We start from the raw sequence: 2772 nt of genomic DNA, 5'->3' as shown, positions 1-2772 counted from the left end.
GGCAAAACCACCGCCGAAGTCCACGACTACCACGACATCCACACAGGAGTGCTCGCCTCCTCCCTCACCAAACGCGCACCCGGCTACACCAGCCTCGGCTTCCCCAACCCCCGCAAACCGTAACCACTGCAGCACCGTTTGCTGGAGCAAAGACATCACTCAAGGCACCCGCCTGTTGACTCAGTGCCACTACCCTGGACGAGGTCCGCTGAGGAGAGGGGGCCTCGCGATGCCGGGCGAGGGGTTCCATGTCGATGTCGACGCGTTGAAAGAGGCGGGGCTGGGGCTGTCCGATCTGCTGGGCTCGCTGGACGAACTCGAGGTCGAGGACATCGATTGCGAGCGCACGTTCCTCGGGCACAAGGGCCTGGCCGACTCCTATGAGTCGTTCACCTCCCGCTGGCAGGCCGGTGTCGCGAACCTGACCAAGGACGGACAGCAACTTTCGCGCCGCCTGATCAACGCCGCCGGCGCCTACATCGAGATCGATCAGGCGCACCAGCACACTCTCAACGGTCTGCTCGACGGGGGCGGCGCGGATCCGGCCGTGGAAAGCATGGAGTAGACCACGATGGCCGAACTGGGGGAGACCGATGACCCGAAGCAGCTGGTGCCCGGCGAACCGGGCGAGATCCGCAAATCCTTGGCGCATCTGGTCGTGTATGGGGACACGATGCTCAAGATCGGCGACGGGCTGAAGAAACTGGATACCGGCGGTTGGACCGGCAAGGCCGCCGACGCCTACCACGAGCGCTTTTCCGCAGAGCCGGGCCGTTGGATCACCGCGGGCGAAGCCTTCCACTCCGCTGCCCGAGCGATCGAGGGCTACGCGGGCAGCCTGGAATGGGCGCAAGGCGAGGCCGCGCGGGCCATCGAGTTGTACCGGCAGGGCGAGCAGACAACCCGTCAGGCCAAAGCCGAGCACGACCAGGCCCTGTCCACCGCTGCCCAGCAGGCCGCGGCCGCCGGGCAGCCGCCACCACCGGTGTCGCCGTTCACCGACCTCGGGGAAGTGACCCGGGCCCAGGCGCGGGACATGCTGGCCTGTGCGAGGACTCAACTGGTCACAGCCGGGGATCAAGCAGTCGCCGCCGTGGACACGGCACAGGAACATGCGCCACAGGAGCCGACGTTTCTCGATGAGATCGGCGACGCCTTCACCACCGCGGCGGACTGGACCGGAGACAGGCTGGCCGACGGGGTGCATTCGGTCGCCGCCAGCGTCCGCAAGGGCATGGACGGCGTGGGCGAACTGGCCGACGACATCGTGGAAAGCGCGACCGGGCTCGCCGGGGATGTCGCCGACGCCGTCGGCAAGTCGACTGGGCAACTCCTGCACGGCCTCGGCATGGACGAAGCAGCGGATACCGTCGCCTCCTCCATGCACCAAGCGGCCCAGGACGTGACCCACGCCGGTCAGGTCGCCGGGCACGCGGTCGAAAACAGCGTGCACGACGCCGGCACCACCGCCGCCGGATGGGTCGATGATCTCGCCGAAGACATCAGCGGCCAGGAAGAAGCTCCCAAAGGGCGGCAGTACGTGATCGTCGACCAGGGCGACTACCCGGAGGCCGCCAACCACGTGCGGGAAGCCCAGATGGGCACATCCTGGCGCGGGGACGTCCCCTATCCGCGGATGCAGCCGATGGAAGTCACGATCGATCGCGAAGAGGCCGACGAGCGGCGAGAAGAATCGATGAAACAGGTCCCCCAGACCAGGTCCGGCTACGATCGCGACGAATACCCTCCTGCCATGTTCTCCGAGGGTGGTGAAGGATCATCGGTGAAATACATCGACCCGTTCGACAACCGCGGTGCCGGTTCCTCCATGCGGCACCAGGTCTCCAGCCTTGACGACGGCGAAAAAGTGATCATCCTGGCCGACTGACCATGACCACTCCCCTGGACCATCTGATCCGGCAGGCCCGCAGCCCGCTCGGCCGACACGTCACCGTCGACCCGCAAGCCGACAACGGGCCTCTGACCCAGCTCGCACAGCTGCTTTCCCGAGTCAACGGGCTGACCGTCTTCAACGCAGGCGTGCAGCTCTACCGGGCCGGTGACATCGGTCTCGGCCCCGAACTGCAGCACTGGAACACTCGCGCGACCTGGAAAGACAGCTACCGGGGTCTGGCCGACGGGCTGTTCTGTTTCGGCCAGGACCTCTTCGGCCGCCAATTCGCCATCGAACACCGCGAACACGTGGTGCTCTTCGACCCCGAAACCGCCGACCGCACCCCCATCGGCACCACCCTCGACGATTGGGCCGGCTGGCTGCTCGACGACCCCGACGTCAACGGCACTCGCGCCTACGCCACCGCCTGGCAAGACCGCTTCGGCGCCCTCGACCACGACCAGCGACTCATCCCGCTCCAGTTCTTCACCCTGGGCGGGACCTACGCCTTCGACAACATCATCGCCAAACCCGCCGACACCTGCATGCGCATCCGCGGGCCCCTGGCCCAACAACTGCACGACCTACCCGAAGGAGCACAGGTACACCTCATGCCCGAACAACCCGGCACCACCCAACTCGCCTACACAGAACTGGACGTCTTCGCCGACTACAACTCCTTCATCATCCAAGACGACGCGGCACGCTTCACCCCCACCCGCGACTGGACGCGCGCCCTGATCACCGACCTCATCGCCACCGCCCCCGGCGCTGTCGGAGTCGGCACCGCCCGCCGCACCACCGTCCCCGTGATCCTCGACATCCGAACCACCCCACCCCAAACCAACCTCGACGACTGGGACCACGTCACCCAAGCC

Annotated in this window: 3 protein-coding genes; all 3 read left to right on the top strand. The window is 66.6% G+C overall.

Going from position 1 to position 2772, the window contains the following annotated elements:
* Positions 1-229 precede the first annotated feature (229 nt).
* Positions 230-565 carry a hypothetical protein gene (locus tag FNH05_RS35730; RefSeq protein WP_144593261.1) on the top strand — a complete coding sequence of 112 codons (336 nt, stop codon included), beginning with the start codon at positions 230-232 and terminating at the stop codon, positions 563-565.
* Between the two features lie 6 nt (positions 566-571).
* The gene (locus FNH05_RS39850; protein WP_281287666.1) at positions 572-1888 is read left to right on the top strand and encodes a putative T7SS-secreted protein; all 1317 of its coding nucleotides are present in this window, start codon (positions 572-574) and stop codon (positions 1886-1888) included.
* Positions 1889-1890: 2 nt separating this feature from the next.
* On the top strand, positions 1891-2772 hold an 882-nt coding region (locus FNH05_RS35720; RefSeq protein WP_186382910.1), incomplete at its 3' end, for an SMI1/KNR4 family protein.

Source organism: Amycolatopsis rhizosphaerae (assembly GCF_007713715.1).
GTDB classification, from domain to species: Bacteria; Actinomycetota; Actinomycetes; order Mycobacteriales; family Pseudonocardiaceae; genus Amycolatopsis_E; species Amycolatopsis_E rhizosphaerae.
This window is presented reverse-complemented; position numbering and strand designations above follow the sequence as displayed.